The sequence below is a fragment of the Akkermansia sp. 54_46 genome (assembly GCF_001917295.1).
GTDB classification, from domain to species: Bacteria; Verrucomicrobiota; Verrucomicrobiia; order Verrucomicrobiales; family Akkermansiaceae; genus Akkermansia; species Akkermansia muciniphila.
The window spans coordinates 151,229-170,852 of sequence record NZ_MNUD01000032.1; the positions used below are offsets into that span (position 1 = coordinate 151,229).

Annotated in this window: 19 protein-coding genes; 10 read left to right on the forward strand and 9 right to left on the reverse strand. The window is 55.4% G+C overall.

The features are described from left to right. The first annotated feature begins 77 nt into the window (after positions 1-77). A complete protein-coding gene (locus BHW66_RS07060) occupies positions 78-1,691 on the forward strand; it encodes an aspartate:alanine exchanger family transporter (RefSeq protein ID WP_022197729.1) in 1,614 nt (537 codons plus the stop codon). 430 nt (positions 1,692-2,121) lie between these two features. Here BHW66_RS07060 and BHW66_RS07065 read toward each other — a convergent pair whose 3' ends face one another. Next, positions 2,122-2,547, reverse strand: coding sequence for a hypothetical protein (locus BHW66_RS07065; RefSeq protein ID WP_143247086.1), 426 nt, complete (start codon positions 2,545-2,547; stop codon positions 2,122-2,124). Positions 2,548-2,574: 27 nt separating this feature from the next. On the opposite strand from BHW66_RS07065, the gene BHW66_RS07070 reads away from it, so the two are divergent. From BHW66_RS07070 to BHW66_RS07090, 5 genes are all read left to right on the forward strand, one after another. Beyond that, positions 2,575-3,720, forward strand: a complete 1,146-nt coding sequence (locus BHW66_RS07070) for a hypothetical protein (protein ID WP_143247087.1) — start codon at positions 2,575-2,577, stop codon at positions 3,718-3,720. Between the two features lies 1 nt (position 3,721). Then, positions 3,722-4,210 carry a hypothetical protein gene (locus tag BHW66_RS07075; RefSeq protein WP_143247088.1) on the forward strand — a complete coding sequence of 163 codons (489 nt, stop codon included), beginning with the start codon at positions 3,722-3,724 and terminating at the stop codon, positions 4,208-4,210. A gap of 13 nt (positions 4,211-4,223) precedes the next feature. Next, positions 4,224-4,655 (forward strand): hypothetical protein, encoded by a 432-nt coding sequence (locus BHW66_RS07080; protein WP_046434345.1) that lies wholly within the window; start codon positions 4,224-4,226, stop codon positions 4,653-4,655. Positions 4,656-4,753: 98 nt separating this feature from the next. Then, positions 4,754-5,173, forward strand: a complete 420-nt coding sequence (locus BHW66_RS07085) for a hypothetical protein (RefSeq protein WP_286688982.1) — start codon at positions 4,754-4,756, stop codon at positions 5,171-5,173. A gap of 59 nt (positions 5,174-5,232) precedes the next feature. Next, on the forward strand, positions 5,233-5,478 hold the full coding sequence (locus BHW66_RS07090) for a hypothetical protein (RefSeq protein WP_286688983.1): 246 nt from the start codon (positions 5,233-5,235) through the stop codon (positions 5,476-5,478). 282 nt (positions 5,479-5,760) lie between these two features. Here the strand turns inward: BHW66_RS07090 and BHW66_RS07095 are convergent, their stop codons facing one another. Together BHW66_RS07095 and BHW66_RS07100 are read right to left on the reverse strand one after the other, a co-directional pair. After that, complete coding sequence (locus BHW66_RS07095) at positions 5,761-7,914, reverse strand: alpha-galactosidase (protein WP_046434339.1); 2,154 nt, start codon at positions 7,912-7,914, stop codon at positions 5,761-5,763. A gap of 129 nt (positions 7,915-8,043) precedes the next feature. Continuing rightward, on the reverse strand, positions 8,044-8,316 hold the full coding sequence (locus BHW66_RS07100; RefSeq protein ID WP_046434337.1) for an HU family DNA-binding protein: 273 nt from the start codon (positions 8,314-8,316) through the stop codon (positions 8,044-8,046). 154 nt (positions 8,317-8,470) lie between these two features. Here BHW66_RS07100 and BHW66_RS07105 point away from each other — a divergent pair, with 154 nt between their 5' ends. Continuing rightward, the gene (locus BHW66_RS07105) at positions 8,471-9,934 is read left to right on the forward strand and encodes a hypothetical protein (protein WP_046434335.1); all 1,464 of its coding nucleotides are present in this window, start codon (positions 8,471-8,473) and stop codon (positions 9,932-9,934) included. Between the two features lie 178 nt (positions 9,935-10,112). Here the strand turns inward: BHW66_RS07105 and BHW66_RS07110 are convergent, their stop codons facing one another. Next, a complete protein-coding gene (locus BHW66_RS07110) occupies positions 10,113-10,685 on the reverse strand; it encodes a thioredoxin family protein (protein ID WP_046434333.1) in 573 nt (190 codons plus the stop codon). 145 nt (positions 10,686-10,830) lie between these two features. On the opposite strand from BHW66_RS07110, the gene BHW66_RS07115 reads away from it, so the two are divergent. From BHW66_RS07115 to miaB, 3 genes are read left to right on the forward strand one after another with little or no spacing between them, the layout of a single operon-like run. Beyond that, the gene (locus BHW66_RS07115) at positions 10,831-11,154 is read left to right on the forward strand and encodes a hypothetical protein (RefSeq protein WP_012419899.1); all 324 of its coding nucleotides are present in this window, start codon (positions 10,831-10,833) and stop codon (positions 11,152-11,154) included. A 15-nt stretch (positions 11,155-11,169) separates the two neighbouring features. After that, entirely contained in the window at positions 11,170-12,393 is a 1,224-nt protein-coding gene (locus tag BHW66_RS07120; protein WP_046434327.1) for a class I SAM-dependent RNA methyltransferase, read from the forward strand. A gap of 8 nt (positions 12,394-12,401) precedes the next feature. After that, positions 12,402-13,778, forward strand: coding sequence for a tRNA (N6-isopentenyl adenosine(37)-C2)-methylthiotransferase MiaB (miaB, locus tag BHW66_RS07125; RefSeq protein WP_046434325.1), 1,377 nt, complete (start codon positions 12,402-12,404; stop codon positions 13,776-13,778). Here miaB and BHW66_RS07130 read toward each other — a convergent pair. From BHW66_RS07130 to BHW66_RS07150, 5 genes are all read right to left on the reverse strand, one after another. Next, entirely contained in the window at positions 13,741-15,852 is a 2,112-nt protein-coding gene (locus BHW66_RS07130; protein WP_102758654.1) for a ComEC/Rec2 family competence protein, read from the reverse strand. The genes miaB and BHW66_RS07130 overlap by 38 nt on opposite strands. Before the next feature lie 12 nt (positions 15,853-15,864). Next, positions 15,865-16,929 carry an HD domain-containing protein gene (locus BHW66_RS07135; protein ID WP_102758655.1) on the reverse strand — a complete coding sequence of 355 codons (1,065 nt, stop codon included), beginning with the start codon at positions 16,927-16,929 and terminating at the stop codon, positions 15,865-15,867. A gap of 116 nt (positions 16,930-17,045) precedes the next feature. Beyond that, positions 17,046-18,020, reverse strand: coding sequence for a permease (locus BHW66_RS07140; protein WP_046434579.1), 975 nt, complete (start codon positions 18,018-18,020; stop codon positions 17,046-17,048). A 28-nt stretch (positions 18,021-18,048) separates the two neighbouring features. After that, on the reverse strand, positions 18,049-18,735 hold the full coding sequence (locus BHW66_RS07145; RefSeq protein WP_046434323.1) for an aromatic aminobenezylarsenical efflux permease ArsG family transporter: 687 nt from the start codon (positions 18,733-18,735) through the stop codon (positions 18,049-18,051). 30 nt (positions 18,736-18,765) lie between these two features. Continuing rightward, positions 18,766-19,599 carry an MTH895/ArsE family thioredoxin-like protein gene (locus BHW66_RS07150; protein WP_102758656.1) on the reverse strand — a complete coding sequence of 278 codons (834 nt, stop codon included), beginning with the start codon at positions 19,597-19,599 and terminating at the stop codon, positions 18,766-18,768. Positions 19,600-19,624 lie beyond the last annotated feature (25 nt).

Sequence of the window (19,624 nt, forward strand, 5' to 3'; positions counted from 1 at the left end):
AACGCACGCATTCTCATCCGTGACGGGCATTCCCCTGCTCTGCGCCAAGGAAGGGAACAAAACCGCTAACCGTCTTTATGTTTGATATCCTGCTCCAACACAACACCCTGGTTCTCTTCGGAATCATCTTTTTCGGCATCGCTCTCGGCAGCATTAAAATATACGGACTGAACCTGGGCCTTTCCGGCGTTCTTTTCGTGGCGCTGGCCGCCGGCCACTACCGCCTGGCCATTCCCGACGGCGTAGGGCAGCTGGGTCTGGCGCTCTTTGTATACTGCGTGGGCCTCAGCGCGGGCAACCGCTTCTTCTCCGCCATCGCCAAACAGGGCAGCAAACTGGCCATCATGTCTGCGGTGATTGTAGGAGTGTCAGCGTTATTCACCTGCCTATTCGGCATCTGGTTCAAAGTTCCCGCGGGAATCTCTTCCGGCATCTTTGCCGGCGCATGCACCAGCACCCCGGCGCTGGCGGCCGCCACGGAAAGCCTGCCGGGAGCCTCCGGAAGCGGCGTCAGCATCGGTTACGGCATCGCCTATCCATTCGGCGTGGTGGGCGTGGTCCTTTTCGTCCAGCTCCTGCCGCGCCTGCTGCGCTTTGACCTCAACAAGGAGGCCAAAGCCATGCATTCCAGGCAGGAAGTCAGCATCATTTCCCGCCTTGTCCGCGTCACACAGCCCAACCTGATAGGCCAGAACATTGCGGACTGCAAGCTGCTGGACGGTCTGCACTGCATGGTCACCCGCGTGGTTCGCAACGACAGGCTGATGCCCCTGACGCCGGAAGACACGTTCCGGGAAGGAACGGAAGTCCTCATTGTGGGCAACAGCGACACCATGCCTCACGACATCGCCTTTCTGGGGGAGGTATGCGACAATCCCTACCCCATGGACTCCCAGAAGGAGCGCCGCAAACTGATTCTGACAAACAAGAACTATGCCGGGCACAAGCTCCGCGACCTGAAAACCCTGCGCACGGACGGCGTCATTATCTCCCGCATTTCCCGCCTGGGCTTCACCTTCGTCCCCACGGGGGAAACCACGCTGGAACGCAACGATGTGCTGACCGTGGTGGGCTCCCCGGAAAACCTTACCAAATACGGGGACAAAATCGGCCACCGCAGCCAGGACATGAACCAGACGGACCTGCTCTCCCTGGGCTTCGGCCTCTCCCTGGGCATCATTTTGGGCCTGGTCAACTTCAGCCTCGGCAACGGCGCGGGCATCTCTCTGGGCATTGCGGGAGGCCCCCTTATCGTCGCCCTGCTGCTCGGCCACTTCGGACGTCTGGGCCCCATCGTCGGCTATATCCCACGCCCCACCCGCCTTCTTTTGCAGGATCTGGGGCTGGTTTTCTTCCTGGCTGACGCCGGCATCAAGGGTGGAGCGGACCTGGTGGATACGGTAGCCACCCACGGCGCGGCCGTCTTCATCATGGGCGTCATCGTCACCTGCTCCGGCATGTTCGCCGGTTACTTCGTGGGCATGAAAGTCTTCAAGATGAACATTCTGGAATGCCTGGGCGGCATCTGCGGCGGCATGACCTCCACCCCGGCCCTGGGAGCCATCGCCAGCAAGACGGACTCCCAGGCCCCCGTGGTCAGCTACGCCACCGCCTATCCCGTAGCCCTTATCCTGATGACCATCGTCGCCAAGGTCATCATCCAGACCATCGGCGGCGTGGTGGGAATTTGACAATGGCAGAGATCATCTGACCTGAAAACTATTATCTCTGTTTTACCGCTTCAGCACGGGGTTCCATTCTTTTTCCGAATGGAACCCCGTTTTCATCATCTTGCGGGAGGGATAGACACAAAAATCATCCCGGATTCGGCTCCGAAAATCCAATGTCTCTCAGAGCCAATGATCCCAATTTTCCATTTGAAAAAATCCTTTTGCCGTCAATATCATTTTGATATAAAAGCGAAATATGAAATGTATTTTTCATATTCAAAAAAATCATATTTTATTGACATTTTTTCAATTTATGTTGCCATGCATTTAAGTCTGTCTTTCATACCTTATGAAAAACATCCTCTGGCTTTTCCTCTTCAGCATGCTCATGTCTATAGAGAGCTTTGGCACGCTGGCTTCATATGAAGCAGACATACAAACACTGCTTTCTTCAGGGCGATCCTCCTTCATTGCCGGTAAAATCCGGGAAGTCCTGCGCAGCCGGCTTGATTCCGGCCCGCTTACCTCCGACAAAATACGAAAACTGATTCAATCCCCTCAAGTGGCGGCATTGTGCTGCCTGCACCAGTTTTTCAATACTGCCGAAGGAGGGAAACCTTTCACTCAGGAGGAACTCAAGGATCAGGTCTTCAGGAAATGGCTTTCCAGCCACCCGAAAGTATTCAACATGCTCGCCCAATCTGGTCCAGCCGGCAAAAGTACTCTTTCCGTTTTTTACCAAATCTGGAATACCAGCGATCAGAATTTCAATCCCGTTGAACTCAGCATGGCATTGGGAGCCGGCCTTGTCGCAAACATCTTTTCTCCTGAAGAATGCATCGCCAAATTTAACTTCTACCGGGATTCTCATCACCACGCCAAATGCTATCCACAGGCAGAAACCTTGCAACCCTGGGAATGGGCCATCGTATTCCGGGGAAAAGAAGGTTTTGAAGATCTGGCATGGGCACAGCAATTTATCGCAGGGAAAAAAATCAGGCCGGAGAAAGCCGGAAGCAGATTTCCCGGATTCATTCCCTACCGTAAAAAGAATGACAAAGGCGTCAGCGTCCATGCCGGAAGCGCTTTTTACGACCACAAGCCCATCACGCTGAAACTTTACACGGAATACGGAGGAGTATGCGGCGCCGTCTCCAAAGGCGCGGCTGGATTCCTGCGTTCCAAAGGAGTTCCCGCTTACCCGATTGGACAGCCGGGACACTGCGCTTTCGTATGGAAACACCCCAATGGCCACTGGCAAATCGGCAACAATCTCGGCGGCTGGAATTGGGCCAGCGGCGGCGCTCAGATTCCCTGGCAAGGCCCTGTTCAACTGGTGATGGCTTACGATTCATTCATTCATCATCCTCATGCGGAAGAATCGGCTTTAACGTATTATCTGTCCTTCTGCACACAAAAACAGGAACATGTGGAGTTGCTCTTGCGGGAAGCGCGTCAATTTAATCCCTTCAATTATCCTGCGTGGCAGCGTTATCTGGATATCAAGGCCAAAAACGCCAGCGACCGGAGAAAACTCGCCTTGCTCAAGGAACTGGCTCAAGCGATGCCCAATGAGCACAATCTCATTTGGCACGCGGCGAAAAGCGTGCTGAATATCCGGGAAAACAGGGTGAATCCCTATGAACTCTATGCCTGCGCGCTCGGCCCCGACTGCACGCCCCATGCGGAAGAACTTTTTACCCGCCTGGTCTGGAACAGGTTAGTGGGGGATTGTCCTGAAATCAAAGGCGTCGCCGAATACAAGCCGGGCTTTACCGGAAAACATCTGTCCTTATGGACCCAAAAGGGAAAACACGCCGTATGGACACCTAAGATGAAAAAATATTCGGTCAAAGTGATGCAAAGAGTCATTGAAGCGTTGACGGAAAGGGATAAGACGCAAAAATACTATGTGGAAACCTATCAAACCCTGTTAAGCATCTGGGGGGATGGGAAGTTAAACAGAGAGGGAAAAGAGTTTATTGAAAAAATTTCCGCCTCAACGGAAAAGAACGCGGGAATGAAACCCGGCTCCACGGAAATAAATTGATATGAAGAAGAAACCATCCATACGAATATGGCCATATATCGCGGCAATGATCCTTTGCTCTTTCAGCTTCCTGCCCGCTTCAGCAGAGTGCAAGGCCGAACTAGGTGATTTTATCTCCTATACTACCGCCAGCGGTTCCAAACCGGCTGCGTTGGGCGCGGCAGAAAAAGGATTGGGAAAAATCTCCAAAAAAGTATTGAGCGAAATAGCCGTCCAGGCCATCAAAAAAGCGAGCGGCCTCCTTACCCTGGCTGAAAATCTGAAAACGGATAAGGCTTTCCGCCACGTGCATATCGTTTATATCTATCGGTTTGTCCATCACGGAAAGGTAGAATCAGAATGGAAAATAGGCCACATGACCAATATATCCCGGTCCGGAGTGGACTACCATCCTCCAAAAGATATTCCTTATGTAGTAAAGGAAGGAATAAATAAAATTAGTAATCTCTTAAAAAAACAATTAAAGGAAGATTGCAAAAACCACCAATAACCTGAACAGAAATATGAAATCCATATCAAACATATTCGCCATATTTTTCTCCTGCATGTTGGGGATCATCAGCCAGATTGAGGCACAGGAAGAACAGCCCCGGCAGCTGAACGAACAGCAGCAGGAAGAGGAAAAAGATATTCCTGTCATTATGAATCCTACCATTTTTGACGAGAAAGATTTTGATAAGCTTCTGGAAAAACAGCGGGAATATGTGAAAAAACATTACCCAGATTATCAAATCTGGGCTGAAGGAGAGTATACAGATTATTCTGATGGTCATCGATATTCATTTTTTAATTTGCAAAACGAAGATGAGGAATGGGTCCTGACCATCCGTTTCGATATTGAGGAAGCGTACCAGGCCTACATGAAACAACATCAAAAGGAAATAGAACGGGAAGCCGCACGGCTCATCAGGGAGGGCCTCATCAAGATTGAATGATCGGCCTTTTCCTGTAACGAAGAGGAAACACGAACCAGCATTGGAACGTTCATGACCTTTCTTGTTTTCCCAAGGAAAAAACCATAACAGAATTCCATATGAATCATCCTCTGAAATTCGTCGCGACCACGGGCATTGTTCTGTTTTTCCTTATGCTGAAAACAGGAAGTCTCGCGGCAGCGCGGGAAGAACAGCCGCGGCAGCCGGACGCACAGCAGCAGGAAGAAGAAAAAGATATTCCTGTCATCACCAACCCCGCTGTGTTTAATGAGAAGGATTTGGACAAGCTCCTGGAAAAACAGCGGGAATATATAAAAAAACATTATCCGCAAGAGCAGGATTATTTTGACAGCCGTCACTATTCGGAGTTTGATTTACAAAACGAAGATGAGGAATGGGGCCTGACCATCCGTTTCGATATTGAGGAAGCGTACCAGGCCTACATGAAACAACATCAAAAGGAAATAGAACGGGAAGCGGAACGACTCATCAGGGAAGGCGTCATTCAAATTGAATAATCTGATTGCTTCCTGTATAAAAGGGAGAGGCAAAAACCGCACGCCGCCTGACCAGCATCATGAAGCCTGCATCAACCATACTCGCCCTATCCGTCTCCTGCCTGCCCGGGTTCATCAGCCCAATTGCAGCGCAGGAAGAACAGCCGCGGCAGCCGGACGCACAGCAGCAGGAAGAAGAAAAAGATACCCCTGTCATCACCAATCCCGCTGTGTTTAATGAGAAGGATTTGGACAAGCTCCTGGAAAAACAGCGGGAATATATAAAAAAACATTATCCAGATTACCGCATCAGAGGGAAGGGCTGAAGAATGGGTCCTGACCATCCGTTTCGATATTGAGGAAGCGTACCAGGCCTACATGAAACAACATCAAAAGGAAATAGAACGGGAAGCGGCCCGGCTCATCAGGGAGGGCCTCATCAAGATTGAATGATCACCTTTTCCTGTAGAAAAAGAGAAGAACATCGGCAAACCGGCATTGGAATGCGCCTGTCTTCTGCCGCATTGGCTGTATACCCTCACCTCTAAGAGAACTCCTAACTCATCACATCAGTAAGGCGGCTATGGCTCCCACGCCAAACGCCGATTTCATGATGAAGCCGGAGCATCAGGGTTTGTTTCCGCCACCTCCAGGCAGACGGACTGGAAGGCCTTTTTCCAGCGGATGCGGATGCCGGCGTCCATCAGGAAATCGCCGCCCAGCACCTGTTCGTGAACGTTCGTGAGAGAGCCGTCTTCATTCATGTTGATTTCCCGCACCAGGTACCTGGCGGCAGGATTCAGGCCTTTCAGGCGCAGGGGTGGAGGGGAATCCGCCAGCCATTTATCCATCAGCCAGGCGAAAACGACAGCCCGTTTTCCGCATACATACATCAGGGAGGCCACCCGGCTTTCATACGGGGACGATAGGCGGTACAAGTCCCCGAACTGGACTACGGGACGGATGCGCTTGTATTCCGCCAGAGCACGTTTGGCAAAGGCTATGTCCTCCTCCGTCATGTCGCATGGCTGGAGTTCAAAGCCAAGCCGTCCGGACATGGCCACGTCAAACCGGAATTTGAGCGGCGTGGAGCGGCCCGTCTGGTGGTTGGGGGAGGCTGTCACATGGGCGGCCATGGAAAGAGCCGGGAACAGGTGGCCTATGCCCCACTGCATGAACACGCGTTCATAAGCGTCCGTATTGTCGGACGTCCAGAATTCATGATGCCTCCGCATGGTTCCATAGTCGGCGCGGCCTCCGCCGGAAGAACAGGCCTGGAATGTCACATCCGGGAATTCCGCCGCCAGCGTATCAAGAACGTGTTCATAGCCCCGCACATAGTCAATGGGCAGATTCCCCTGGCGGCAGGCGTCCAGCCAGGGAGAGCCGGGGTCGGAAATTTTGCGGTTGCAATCCCATTTGACGTAGGAAATGCCCGGATGTTCTCCAAGCAGCTTCCGCATGGCGTCAAGAATGTACCTACATACATGAGGATTGCTCAGGTCCAGCAAATACTGGCTGCGTTCCTGCCTGTTTTCTCGATGCGGGAGACCGATGACCCACTCCGGATGGTTCTGATAAAGCTCCGAATGAGGGTTCACCATTTCCGGCTCCACCCAGATGCCGAAGCGTATCCCCAGTTCTTCCGCATGGCGGATAAGGCCTTCCAGCCCATGGGGCAATTTAGCGCGGTTCACCTGCCAGTCCCCCAATCCCGCGCGGGCGTCATTGCGGGGGAACCGGTTGCCGAACCAGCCGTCATCCAGCACGAAAAGCTCTATCCCCAAGTCCGCCGCACGTTTCATCATGCCGTGCAGCACTTTTTCCGTAAAGGTAAAATACACCCCCTCCCAGGAATTCAGCAAGGTTGGCCTCTCTGTTCCTCCGCCGCGCAGGCCGTAGCGGCGCGCCCAGCAGTGGATGCGCCGGGAGGCCTCTCCCTTGCCGTTTTTACTGTGCGTCAGAATGAGGGGCGGCGTTTCAAACACGCCGCCGCCGTCCAGCAGATAGGGCGCGGGAGCCGTATCCAGTCCCGCTCCGGCAAAAAGGTAATGATACGGGCTGTGCCGGAACCATATCCGGTAATTGCCGGACCATGCCAGCGCCCCCAGAACAACCTCCCCGGAATCCTCCCGCGCCGGACCGTCCAGAGAGATGATGAATCCGGGGCTTCCCTCCTGGGCGGTGCGGGTGCCGGTTCCGGATACCAGGGCAAGTTCATGCCCCCGGGCCACTTCTTCCTCACTCATCAGGGACTCGCCGCCCCAGGTGCCGCGGAAGCTGGTGACGAAGTACCGTTCTGCGCGCAAACCCAGTTGTGCGGACGCAGCGCGGTGCAGGCGGATGCCTTCTTTCCCTTCGTTCCGAACAACCGCCCACTGCAAAAAGGTGTCCGATTCCCTGTGGGAGCGCACGTGGATTTCCACCCGCACAGGGTAGGAAGGGTCCTTCCCATAGAAGACGGCTTCTTCCCGGTCGTCATCCAGTTCCAGCACTTCCCAACCCTGGCATTCCAGACTCAGGGAAAGGGCCCCGTCCGCCTGGGTCACGCAAATGCAGTACTCGCCGGACGCATTGGGAAGCCCTGTTACGGAATCCGCCAGGGAGGAATACAGGAGAGGAGCATCCGCGGCGTTTTCCAGGGCATCCTCCGGCTGATGCAGCCTCGGGCCGTAATAGGCGCGGCGCACACGGCCCTGTTCATCTTTGCACAGGGTCATCTGGGAGGAACGGGTCAGCAGATGAACGGAATCCGGAGTCATGATCGGCAAACGTGGAAGGGGCCAGTTACTTATGCAGGCAGGCAAAAATGTTCCTGCCTTATCCACATTAAGGGCCTCCGCGGACGGGGAAGTCAATGGCAAAATGACAGGAGCTGCCGAACGGCTTCCCTACTCCTTCCACAGAAGGGAAGAGGGGCGGAATTTCATGGTTTTCGATTCATGCACCAGCAGCCTGCCGCCGTTTTCCGGATGGCGTACGATGCGGGCGCGGCGGCGCTTGACGCGGAAAGTGCCAAAGCCCCGGAATTTCACCAGCGACCGCCTCCGGACCGACCGCGCAATCGTCTCCAGCACCGCGTTCAACGCGTGTTCCGCCTGCCGGGAAGTAACGTCCTTCCCCAGCTCACGCTGGAGCTCCCTGATAAATTGTGTTTTATTCATAGGCCTCCCAGCATGACCTGCCCCGTTTTTCCGGTAAAGAGGCAACGGCGCGCGCTCATTCCTGCCACCATACCCATACAAATGCCCCCTTCCGTTCCGGTCTGCGAGTTTCCTCCTTGCCCCCGCAGGCCGGCCCCATTAAGGTTCCGGGGAAATGCCTGCCGCTGATGCCCCGTGCCCGGAACAAGCGTTCAACGCAACCGCGCTGAAGTGGCACACCTGCGCCTGGCTTCTGCTGCCCGTGCTGGTATTCCTGGCCGGGTGGATGCACTGGTACGCCGCTCTCCCTCTCACGCTCCTGACGGCTGCGGGACTGGCGCCCCGAAAACGCAAGGAACCGCAAACAAGGGATTCTCTCCCCGCCTTCCCCCTGTTCACCCGCTCTTCATTTCTCGCCCTGGCGGCGTTTGCCGCCCTGATGGCGCTTTCCGGATGGGGGGAGTGGGTCAACCAGCACCCTGACCATATCGTCAGAAATGCCTGTCTGCGTGAATTGGTCGCCAGCCCGTGGCCCGTCATCTTTCCGGACGGGAACGTGCTGATTTACAACACGGGGTTCTGGCTGGTCCCAGCCCTGGCGGGAAAACTGGCGGGGCTGGACGCCGCGCGCATGCTTGTCGTTCTGTGGGGAGCCTGGGGCCTGTTCCTTTCCTGGCTGTGGCTCTGCGTTTTCTCCGGACGCCGCTCCCTGCTGCTCGCCCTGCTGATGGCGGCATTCGGCTCTCTGCTGAATCTCCAGTGCTGGCTGGGGCTGAACCTGTTCCGCCTGCATTACTTCGGCACGGCGGAACAAATCATGTGCAGCGCAAACGCATCCATTCCTGTTCTGCTCTTTTTCATCTTCCTGGCTTCAGGACGCATGCCCCTATACTGGATGCCTATTCTGTTCGCAGCCACGGCCTTTTATTCCCCCCTCGCGGCCCTTGGAGGGCTGCCCCTGGCGGCCTGCCAGTGGCGCCGCCAATGGAAAGGCGTCCTCCCTCTCCGGGATGTCCTGCTCCATCCCTCCTTTTCGGCCGCCGTTCTGCTGGGAACGTGTTTTCTTCTTTATTATGGGGCGGTAAACGCGCCATCCTCCCACATGGGCATGCGGCCTTTTTATACGCGTCCGGGGGATTTCCTGCTTATGGCGACCTCATTCCTGCTGTACGCCCTGTTCTGCTGGCGGGATTTCCAGAGGAATCCCCTCTTTATCTGTACTCTGGCAACCGGCCTGATTCTGCCTTTTTTTTACGTGAACGGAGACGTCAATGACCTGCTTTGCAAAGGAAGCGTTCCGGTCATGGCCTGCCTGCTTGCCTTTCTGGCTTCCTCCTGGACGCGGCGTCCCGGTTTCCGCGTCTGGATATGGCTTCTGCTGGCGTTCGGAATGGCGCCCCGGTTCAACATTCCCTATTATTGCTGTTCTTCCAGCGCCTTCCAGGCGTTTCTGGCGCCTCCGGCTTCGGAAACAGAGCCTTCTTCCTTCGCCAGCCGGGAGTGGAAGCAGCTCTTCTATGCGCCCCAGGCGCGCCGTCAGGATGAATGGGGCCGCACCATGCACCACCCCGGACACCGGTGGTATCCCTACTATTCCGGCACGTCGCGCCCATGGCTGCGCTGCATTTACCGTTTTTAACGGCAATCGCTCCGCCCCGGAAAAAGATTCCGCACGCTGCCTTTTTTAAAGGAGCCGGAGGGATGCCGGGAGGATTTTTTCGCTTCCTATAAATAAACAAAAGAACTTTTGGAATTGTTCCCCGTCATCTTGGCTGGAGCATGAAAATACCGGACGTTCCCCGCATACATTCCGTTTCCTATTTGGGCTTGCGGGAAAACTCCACCCAGGTTTCTTCAATAATTCCGGCAAGAGGTTTTCCATACTTGTCCACTTCACTCTTGGAGAACAGGCTCTTGATCAATTTTCCGGAAACAGGATCAATGATAAACACGGCGGGAGGTCCAAGAACCACATACGGCGCGCGGGGAGAATCCACACACCCCACGATTTTTGCGGCTTCTTCCGGAACCATTTTAAATTGAAACGTCCCCGGAGAATTGCCCGGCACCTGTTTGGTATCCACCAGCCAAAATATAAATTTTTTCCCGGCGGCATTTTTGAAATTTGTTTTTTTGATATATTCCCGGGTAAAAATATTGCACTGGGAACACCACGAAGAACCAGTAAGATAAATTACCAGCGGCTGCTTTTTCTTCATAGCTTCATTACGGAGTTTATCAAAAACGGGACTGCCCGACTTATTAACTTCAGGTATCCTGTCTTTATTGGCAAACCCGAAAATGGGAGGAAGCTGTTGCGCCACGCCGGCCTGTGGGGCAAACACCCCTGAAACCGCAGCGTAACAACACAGAGAAAGAAAAAATCTCATACGTGCTCCTACTATAAACACTATCCTGGAAGAGTCAAACAGCAAGCATTCCCCGGTTTCCAAGTAAAAAAGAAATGCCCTTTACACGGTCCATAACAGGGCTATTCACTTGCCAAGTCCGGATGAAGCTGTAAGAATCCGCGCCATGAGAAAACTCCTGATCCGCTCCTGTCTGATTGCCGGGCTGGCCTGGACCTCTTCCTGCGCCTCCAACAAGGAAACGGCACCTCAGGACCCCGCCCCAGTTCCTGCCGTTCAGCCGGAACAAACCGCTTCAGCCAACCAGCCCGCACCCTGGGCGCCCGCTCCGGCGCAACAGGAGATTCTTCCAGAGGATGAGAATGAAGAATCCGCACCGGGGCCGGCTGTCTTGCCGGGCGATTTCCGCCCCGGACTGCGCACCCCCCGGCTGCCGGAAACCCTGCTGTACGATCTGGACGGCAAGTTGATTACCCCTTCCGCCCCATAATCTTTTCCCACCACCATGACTGCGACCATTCCCAAGGGTTTCCACCCCGAACCTTTTTCCTACCACCAGGAGCTTGAACTGGATATTGACGCCCTTTCCAATGCAGGCGACGGCATTGGCCGCGTGGACGGATGGGTGGTTTTTGTCCCCTTCGCCCTGCCGGGAGACCGTGTAAAGGCGCGCGTCTGGCGTAATGACAGGAACTATTCCTCCGCCGATCTGGTGGAAGTAATTAACCCCAGCCCGGACCGCGTGGAACCGGGCTGCCGCCTGTTCGGAACCTGCGGGGGATGCCAGTACCAGCATTTTTCCTATGACCGCCAGCTTCTCTGGAAGACCCGGCAGGTAGCGGATCTGCTCCGCTTGCAGGCAGGGCTGGAACTGCCCGTCAATCCGGCCGTAGCCTCCCCCCGCCAATACCATTACCGCTCCAAGATTACGCCTCATTTTGACAAGCCGAAGGAAGGAGGCAAGCCGGCCATCGGTTTCCTGAAAGCAGGCTCCAGAAGGGACGTAGTGGACGTGCCGCAATGCCCGATTGCCATGGAGTGCATCAATGAAGCCCTGCCCCTGGCCCGCAAAAGCGTTTACCAGGCCGCCGCCCGGTTCAAACGGGGAGCCACCATTCTGCTCCGGGCCTCGGAAGAAACCGTCATCACCAATAACAATGCCGTCGCCTGCGAACGGGTGGGCGATTTGGAATTCCATTTTCTGGCGGGAGACTTTTTCCAGAATAATCCTTTCATTCTTCCGCTTTTTACGGATTACGTGGCCCAACAGGCGAGTATGGACGGGGAGGAATTCCTGGTGGACGCCTACTGCGGTTCCGGCCTGTTCGCCCTGAGCCTGGCGAAGAAATTTAAAAAAGTGCTGGGCGTGGAAGTCAGCGAGACTTCTGCGGACTGGGCACGCAGCAATGCCCGCAGCAACGGAATTGAACACGCGGAATTTCTGGCGGCGGACGCCGGAGCCATTTTTGCCCGGGTGGATTTCCCTGCAGGAAAAACCGCCGTGGTGATCGACCCTCCCCGGAAAGGATGCAGTGCGGAATTTTTGGCCCAGTTATTTGCCTTCGGCCCCGGAAAAGTCGTTTACGTTTCCTGCAATCCCGCCACCCAGATACGGGATCTGGCGGAATTCGACAAGGCCGGGTATTCCGTCACCGCCGTCCAGCCCTTTGACCTGTTCCCCCAGACCAAGCATCTGGAATGCGTGGTCACCCTGAAAAAAAATACCTGATTTTTTCCATGCCCAAGCTTTATATCAAAACCTACGGCTGCCAGATGAACGAACGGGACTCCGAACAGGTGGCCCGCATGTTCGTGCAGAAGGGCTACACCATGACGGACCGCGAGGATGAGGCGGACGTCATCCTGTTCAACTCCTGTTCCATCCGGGAACAGGCGGAACAAAAGGCTCTGGGAAAAATGGGGCTTCTGGCCAAGCAGCAGCGGCACCGTCCGCATGTAGTGTACGGCATGATGGGCTGCATGGCCCAAAGTAAAAAAGAGGAGCTGTTCAAGGAACTGCCGCGCCTGGACCTCGTGGTCGGCACCCAGAAATACCACCGCGTATTTGAACATGTGGACGGCATTCTGCGCGCGCGCCAGGAACGCCGCATGGATGAGTTGCAAACCGCCTTTTCCGGTACGCATGTGTGCGATGTGGCGGAAGAGGAGGATTCCCAGAACCGAATCCGGGATCACCTGAATCCCGGCGTGCGCTCCACGGCGTATGTCTCTATCATGCAGGGGTGCGAAATGAAGTGCGCCTACTGCATTGTTCCCTACACCCGCGGCGCAGAACGCAGCCGCCCCATCCGGGACGTGGTGGATGAGGTGAAGATGCTGGCGGACGCCGGCGTGAAGGAAGTCACGCTGCTGGGCCAGATCGTCAACCGGTACGGCAGGCAGATGGAAACGGCAGGCGGCAAGGGCGGCTTCGTCCAGCTGCTGGAAGCCGTGCATGAAGTGGAAGGAATCCGGCGCATCCGCTTCGTTTCCCCGCATCCCATCGGTTTCCGCCAGGATCTGGTGCAGGCGTTCACCTACCTTCCCAAGTTGTGCAGCCACATTCATTTCCCGATGCAGAGCGGCAGCGACCGCATCCTGAAAATGATGCGCAGGCCGTACAGGAATGAAACCTATCTGGACCTTTGCTCCCGGATGAAGCAGGCACGCCCGGATTTGTCCATCACCACGGATATCATTGTGGGCTTCCCAGGAGAAACGGAGGAGGATTACCTGCTGACCAGGCAGGCCGTGGAACAGGTCCAGTTTGACAACGCATTCATTTTCCGCTATTCCCCGCGCCGCGGCACACCCGCCGCCGTTATGGAGAATCAGATTCCGGAGGAAGTGAAGGAAGCGCGCAACCAGGATCTTCTGGCCGTAGTCAATGAAATAGCTATCCGGAAAAACCGGGATCTGGTAGGCACCGTGCAGGAAGTTCTTCTGGAAGGGCCGTCCAAAACGAATGCGGCGCGCCTCTCCGGCCGGACCTCCCAGAACAAGCCCGTCATGGTGGATGCCGCCCCTGACCTGGCGGGAGAGATCCTTCCCATCCGCATTGAGGAAAGCACGGGATTTACTCTGTACGGCGTTCCATGCCCCTCCAGGGGATAATTTGCACGCTCTTTTCTTCCATCCGCAGATAGAGGGTTCCGGTTTCCCGGAGACGGTATACGGCTGTTCCCTCCGGTACGGGGCATTCATGCTCCGTCGTGAAAATGACCGCGCGGGCGCCTGTGGCCCTGATCCACGCCGCGCTGTCCACCGGGTCGCGCGGATGATGCCCGATGAGCAATACGTCCGCCCGCGGTGTTTTCTCCGCACGCGCCAGGGAAGAAAACCCGGTATTCCCTATCATCAGGAACCGCCGCCCTCGGCATTCCCATGACAACACCCGGTTCCGGTCCTGACGGATTCCCGTGCGCAACGGGACAGGAAAATCTTCCAGCACAAGTGCATTGCCCGGCCGTAACCTCCATTGCCGGACGGGACATTCCCCGAACTCCGCGCCCCAGTTCCGGATTCCGGGATATTCCTTCTCCAGTTCTTTCTCTCCGGCCCGTTCCGCTTTGCCGTTTCCCCAGGACAGCATGCCGCAGGGCCGGATACTGCGCGCCTTCAGCACGGGAAGGAGGGTGTACCGCACCGCATCTTCCGTTCCGCTTCCCACAACCAATGCGGGATTGGAAATGACTGTGGCCCAGGCATCCTTCTGCAAGGGAACGATAACAGCTTCATTTTCCCCGGAAGGCGGTGCGGAAGAAAGATAACTGTACGGCAGGGAAGCCACTCCCCCGGCTACGGACAGCATGGCGGACGCCAGCCAGGAAGCGGCCGTATTACAGACATGCAGCATCCACGGGCACCACGCGAACATCAGCCCGGACAGGGAAATGCCCATAAGGGGAAAGACAAGTACGCTCAGGCACAAATTGGTCAAGGGAGCATACAGGTTCCAGGTTCCGAAGTGCCATGCCGTCAGGGGAATGGAAGCCAGCCACGCCCCCACGGAGACGATCAGCGCGCCGCGGCATGCTTTTTCCAGCCGCACCAGGAATCTTTCCCGCGCATGATAAATCCGGGGAGGAATAAACGGGTCCGGCGACCACAGGGGCTTTTCCCGGCTGAGCCATTCCGCCAGGCAGACAATGACGGCAAAAACGCAAAAAGAAAGCTGGAACCCCGGCTGGAAAACCTGGAGCGGGTTCATTAAACAGAGGAGGATGAAAGCGAGCGCCAGAATATTGGCCGGATGTCCCTTTCTGCGCAGCACAAACGCCAGAAGCCAGACTGTCGCCATGATGAACGCCCGTAGGGCGGAAGCGGACATCCCGGTCACGAACACGTACGCCGCCAGCAAAAGGATGCAGGCCAGCCGGGCCGCACGGGGGTACACATGCAAAAGCCTCAGCATACCCAGAACCAGCATGGCGGCCACGCCCACATGCATGCCGCTGACAGCGAATACATGCATGCAGCCGCTTTCCAGAAACTTCGCCATCGTTTCCGGCCTCGCGTCCGTCTTGTCCCCAAGCACGGCGGAAACCATCACCTGCCGGGCCTCATCATCCGGAGGGGCGCCCTCCCTGAGCAGGGAGGCAGCCCTTTCCCGGAGCCGCAGGGAAAAAGCCCGGAAACGGCTGCGCCAGTCTCCCGGCCCGTTCCGGCAGTACTCATCCAGCCGGATTCCGGCGATGATGCCGTGCAGGTACCCCCAACGCTCCCGGTCAAAGATGCCGGGACCGCACGGCGCCTGAAGCGGATACGCCTCTCCCCTGATCCGGTAGCGTTCCCCTGCCTCCAGAGGGCAGGCCCCGTCACGGGAGGAAACCGCGTACAGCCACCGGGAACCATCCGGGCGAAACAACACGGATTTTCCGGAAAAAGCCTCAACGGAGCCTTCCATAACCATGACTCTCCCCGCTTCCACGGGAACGCCTGCGTATTCCCGTTCATACGCGAAAAGATATACGGCGGCCCACATCGCCAGGGCAACGGCAAGCACCCCCATGGAGGGCGCACGTAAAAAACACGGCAGCGACGCCAGGCAGAAGCATGGAATCCAGAACCAAAGGGAAACATCCATTGCCGCGCAGGCGCACAGCAGGGACAAAGCCGGAATCAGCAAGGGAGCAGATGCCGTCATCCGTTCCGGCCACGGACGAAGAACACGCCGAACCTCTTCCATGCAGGGGGAACCTTACGGCAGAGCGTCTTCGCCGTCCGGCTCCAGAGGGAGAACGGAAGGCAGCGGAAGAACAACGTTGGCAGGCAGGGGGGCCTTGCGCTGGAGCACTCTGGGAGCCAGGGCCTCGCTTGTCTCATAAGCCCCGCGGAACATTTCCAGCTTGGCGTCCAGATTGTCGATGTAATGCAGGGCCACCGCCTCCGGCGTCTTGGGAAACACGGGAGAACCGAAGGCAAGTTCCCCGTGATGGGACGCAATCAGGTGCAGCAGGTGCATGCGCACGTCCGGTGAAGGAGGGTCCAGCGTCTTCCAGGAATCCGCCTCCGGAAGGGACATGATGCGCTTCCACAAATTGTTGACCAGTTCAATGCCCAGCGGAATATGGCCCAGCAGTTCTCCGGCCTCCGAATAAGGCATCGTAAAATCCTCCTTCGGGTAGCAATTTTCCCACAACTTCCCGCAGTCGTGGAACAGACACCCGGCCAGCAGAAGGTCACGGTTCAGCTCCGGATTCGCCTGGCAGACGGCAGAGGCCGTGCGCATCATCCCCGCCACGTGCTCCACCAGTCCGCCGCGGCGGGCATGATGGTAAGTGCGGGCGGCGGCGGCGCGCTGGAGGCGTTCCCCGAACTGCTCAATGAATTCAATGCACAGGGCGCGTATGCGCGGATCATTCATGCCCTTGATGAACATGCAGATTTCCTTCAGATCAGCTTCCTGCTTTTTCTTCAAGGTTCCGGAGCCGGCCAGAAAGTTTTCCTTTTCCTGTTCGTCCAGCAACCGCACGTCCAAATCGGCAACTTCCATGCCGAACCCTCCCTTGGCCCATTGGCCGCGCAGGCTCACAAAACTGCGGAGGGGCAGCGAAGCAAGCGTCCGGAACCAGGGTTTATCCTCCCACACCTTCAATCCCATGGTCCCTTCCGCATCGGCAAAAGACACATCCAGATACGGCTTGTTGCCTTTGGTCATCTTCTGCGCGCATTGGGCAATCTGGGCAAAAACTTCCGCTTCAACCTGGCCTTCTGCGGCCAGCTTGCCCAATTCCATGAGACTGACTTGTTCCATGCGTGCCATCTTGCCCCTCTTCCCTCCATCCGTCAAGAAAACGCGGGAGGACTACGATAATAAAAAAAGGAAACCGCTTATTTTCCCAATATTCATATGGACTAAATAATCCAATGACGGTTTTCTTAACAAGAAATCAGTAAATTAAATACATAACCTGACAAAATGATAAACGCCGTGACCGTTCCGAAGAAAATACCGATCAACTTCCAGGTCATCACTTTTTTGAGAAGGGCGGCTTCCGGAAGGGAAAGTCCTACTGTCGCCATCATGAATGCAATTGCCGTTCCGATTGGTACTCCCTTTGCGACAAATACCTCGATCACCGGAACAATAGCCGCAGCATTTGCATACATGGGTACCGCACAGATGACAGCGACAGGCACCGACCACCAATTTTCCCGGCTCATGGATTCTTCGAAGAATCCGGCAGGCACATAGCCGTGCACTGCCGCCCCAATGGCAATGCCGATTACCACGTACAGGGTCACTCCCTTGACGATTCCCCAGGCATCGCGCATGATAACGGGCAATTTGCCCATGAAGGGTGTCTTTTTCCGTTCCCAGTCATTGCTCTCTGCATTCGACTGAACCAGCAAGTCACGTATCCAGGGAGACAAATAACGTTCTAGCTTGAATTTCTCCAGGACTATACCCCCGACCATGCCCAACAGGATGCCGGAAACAGCATAGATCACCGTAATCTTGATACCGAATGCTCCGAGGAATATGGCGATCGCCACCTCATTAACCAAAGGAGACGTAATCAGGAAGGCAAACGTCACCCCCAAGGGAATGCCACCCTTCACAAATCCGATGAACAAGGGAATGGAGGAACAGGAACAAAATGGCGTCATGGCTCCGAACAGAGCCGCGAAGAAATATTGAAGCCCGTAAAGCTTCCTCGTAATCAGAAATACGCGGATGCGTTCTACAGGGAAATAGGCGTTTACCACCCCCATGATGAGGCTGATCGCGTATAACAGGAAAAGAATCTTGACCGTATCGTACACGAAAAAGTTGACCGCCTCCCCCAGTTGTGTGTGGGGAGTAAATTCCAACATCTTGTAAACCAGCCAGTTGGCAAAATCTTGAATCATATAATAAGAAAGGGTAATGTAGAAAGAATCAAACGAGAAGAATCCGGCTGAACAGCCAGTACCCGCCAAGCAACAGGAAGAACCATCCCGTCACAAGTTTCATGATTTGCTGGATTTTAGGCATGTGGCGCACGGCAGCAGCGGCTTTCTCCGCACTGAATGTCAGCAGTAAGGCAAATGCGACCACGGGCAGGGCCGTTCCTATGCCGAACAGGGAAATTCCTAATAGGGAACCAGTGCTCCCAGCCTGTATGGACAAAGGGACAGCCGTTCCGAAAAACAGCGCCGCCGAAGGAGGGCAAAGAGCTAGGGCGAACAGAAAACCTAGCGCAAACGCCCCCCAGATGCCGCCTTTAGCCATAAGGCTTTGAGCTGTTGCCTCTCCCGGTTTTTTCCCTAGGGAAAAGAACGGGATGAACCCCAGAAGGATCAGCCCTGCCACCATCATCACCGGGCCCAGATACACCGGCAGTTCCTCCTGCATCCAGAATGACAACATGGGGACCGATGCCAAGCCCCGGCTTACCAACCACCCGATCAGCACATAAGCGCTCACACGGCCCAAAGTATAGAGAAGTGAGGCGATGGCTGATTGATGACGGGAGCCGATGCCACGGGAAATGAATCCCACAGCGGCAATATTCGTTGCCAGGGGACAAGGAGAAACGGCTGCCGCTACGCCTATAGGCAGCAGAGATAAAAGAGGCCAGTCCATCACGGAAAATATTAGAAGGAAGGTAAACGTTCAATGAGCGTCATCCAGTGCTTTCCGGATGCTCTGAACCACATATTCCTTGAACTCCTGTTCATTACCACTCAAGTCCCAGATGCGATCCAGATCCACCCAGCGCGTTTCCTTGCCGTCCTTCCAATCCTTGAGAAGCAAAGATTTGGTTGTCAATTCATACTTGCCAACGGCGTCCTTGTCGGCGGGAATGGCGCGGAAAGCCAACTTGCCTTCCTTAAGCTGAATCGGAAAATTCTTTTCGATCGCCTCCTTCGTCCATGTCTCCATACGGATGCAGGTTGGGCATCTCGCCCCATATTCGTAATAAACCGCCTCTACCCCGGATTTCATCGTCACAGTTGTGGCGGCTGGTTCTTCACGGTTTTCAGCTCCCTGGTGGTTGATAACTTTGACGATGGCAAGCAGGATGAGCAGGGCAACCACCCAGACTACAGCCTTTTTCCATCCGGAGCATCCTTTGGATGCCTCACTGCTGCAACAGCTCCCTCCGCAACATGATACCTCTTTCGCATGAGAATCATTTTCTTGAGGTAACGCAGATTCTGCTACGCCGGAACAACAGCAGGATTTCTGCCGGGAAGAATCAGCCTGAATGGTCTCTTGAAGAATCTTCTTGATTTCATCCTTGGATGGAACTCTCCCCGAAACAAATACCTTGCCATCCACAGCCAACGCCGGGGTCACGAGTACTCCCGCTACGGCAAATTGCATGGCATCCGTCACTTTTTCCAGAGAAGCGTCCAAATGGAGTTCCTGCATGGCTTGCTTCGTCACATCCGCCAGTGCAGTGCACTTGGCGCATCCCGGTCCGTAAACGACAATGTTGTTCATGGTATTATTGATTTAGATTTTGAAG